Consider the following 2,261-nt stretch of genomic DNA (forward strand, 5'->3'; position numbering starts at 1 on the left):
CCAATACGTCCGGGAAGGCCGGATATCTCCGGCCTCGATGATCGAGCGCTACACGCCATCACGCCGTTACGCCACGCTCGTCGCTTTCCTGATCGATGCCGAGGAACGTCTGACGGACAGCGCCCTGGACATGGCTGACAAGCTGGTCGGCAGCATCTTTACCCGGGCACGGAACACAAAGGCCCGCAGCTTTTCGGCAACATCGAAGAACGTCGCACGCCTGATGCGCCTGTTTCAGGCGACCATCGATGCCTTGGCCGAGGCGGCCAGCGACGGCAGAGATCCTATGGAAACTCTGGATGCCACGGTCGGATGGGCGACCCTGTTGAAAGCAAGGTCAGAGGTTGGGGCGATCGCCAGGACTGCCGACCTCGATCCTCTGACAGCCGCTGCGGAGCGTTATATTACCCTTCGAAAATTCGCGCCCGATCTGCTGGAAACGCTGGAATTCCAGGCAGGAAGAGGAGGCGCCAAGACCCTGGCTGCGATCACGTTGTTGCGGAATCTCAACAGAGCAGGCAAACGCGATTTACCTGGCGACGCACCGATGCCGTTTCGCAAGGAATGGCAGAAGATCGTTATCGATCAGGATGACAAGCCCAACCGGCGTCTGTGGGAAATCGCGACGCTCGCGCATTTGCGCAACAAGCTGCGTTCCGGCGATGTGTGGATCGAGCGGTCGGCCAATTATCGTCGCTTCGACAGCTACATGCTCAGTAGGGAGCAGGCAAAACCGTTCATTGCCGAACTTGACCTGCCCCTGTCGGCAAATGAATGGCTGGATCAGCGCGCTCGCGAATTGGATAAACGCCTGAAGAAGTTCGCGCAAAGCCTGAAACGCGACGCCTTGCAGGGGGTGCGCTTTCGTGACGGGCACCTCCAGATATCGCCGATACGCGCGACAACGCCGCCGCAAGCGGAAAACCTGGCGCAACAGCTCAACGCCCTGATGCCGCCAATCCGCATCACGGAGCTGCTGCACGAGGTGGCGCAGGCTACCGGTTTCCTCAGCGCCTTTACCAATCTGCGCACGGGCGAAGCCTGTCCCAACGAGAATGCGTTACTCGCGGCCATTCTGGCGGACGCTACCAATCTGGGGCTATCACGCATGGCTGCCGCGAGTCACGGCGTTACCCGTGATCAGCTCTTCTGGACCCACGACGCTTATGTCCGCGACGAAAATTATCGCAAGGCGCTGGCCGTCCTCATCAACTCTCATCATCGTCTGCCATTTTCCCGGAGCTGGGGGGACGGTTCGAGTTCGAGCTCTGATGGGCAGTTCTTTCGCGGCGCCAAGCGCGGTGCCTCGGGCGGAGACGTCAATGCCCGGTACGGCGTTGACCATGGGTTCAGCTTTTACACGCATGTGTCTGATCAGCGTGCCCCATACCATGTGAAGGTCATCTCGGCTGCGACACACGAAGCGCCATACGTGCTCGACGGCCTGACCAGTCATGGAACCGGGCTTAAAATCTCCGAGCATTATACCGACACGGGTGGTGCCACCGACCATGTCTTCGCGCTCTGCGCCCTGTTGGGTTTTCGCTTTTGCCCGCGCCTGCGCGACTTTCCGGATAGACGCCTGGCGTCCATCGCACCGGCCAGTTCCTATCCCTCCATCAGCCCGCTGCTTGGCAAAACCATCCGCACCGACATCATTCGGGAACAATGGGAGGACGTGCTGCGGCTTGTCGGATCAATCAAGGCCGGGCATGTCGCGCCCTCCAGGATGTTGCGCAAGCTTGCTGCCTATGAGCGCCAGAATCGGCTCGACGTCGCACTCCAGGAAATCGGCAAGATCGAGCGCACTCTGTTCATGCTCGACTGGCTCGAAACCCCTGATCTGCGGCAGAGATGTCAGGCAGGGCTCAACAACAGCGAGCAGCGGCATGTGCTGACCCAGGCAATCCATACCTTCCGCCAGGGACGGATCATCGACCGCAGCCATGAAGCCCAGCAATACCGGGCGTCGGGCCTCAATCTCGTCATCGCGGCGATCGTCTACTGGAATACAGTCTATCTGCAAACCGCCGTCACACATCTGCGCTCAACATCGGCGGCCGTCCCTGAGGACCTGCTGGCGCATACTTCCCCGGTGGGATGGGAGCACATCGCCTTTTCCGGAGACTTTCTCTGGGACAAAGCCGCAGCTTCTGCGGGCCGCAAGACGCTCAATCTGTCGAAACAGGCTCGTGCCGCCTGATCGTTCCTTTATTGTTCATGCCAAACGTTGTTTAGCGTACCATCCACACGATGGCCTC

The 2,261-nt window shown here is 59.8% G+C and carries 1 protein-coding gene; it reads left to right on the forward strand.

Going from position 1 to position 2,261, the window contains the following annotated elements; translation table 11 throughout:
- A partial coding sequence (locus GVI59_RS18450) for a Tn3 family transposase (protein WP_173575500.1) occupies positions 1 to 2,203 on the forward strand: 2,203 nt, incomplete at its 5' end.
- Between the last annotated feature and the right edge of the window lie 58 nt (positions 2,204 to 2,261).

The sequence above is a fragment of the Acetobacter sicerae genome (genome assembly GCF_011516765.1).
GTDB lineage: Bacteria > Pseudomonadota > Alphaproteobacteria > Acetobacterales > Acetobacteraceae > Acetobacter > Acetobacter sicerae.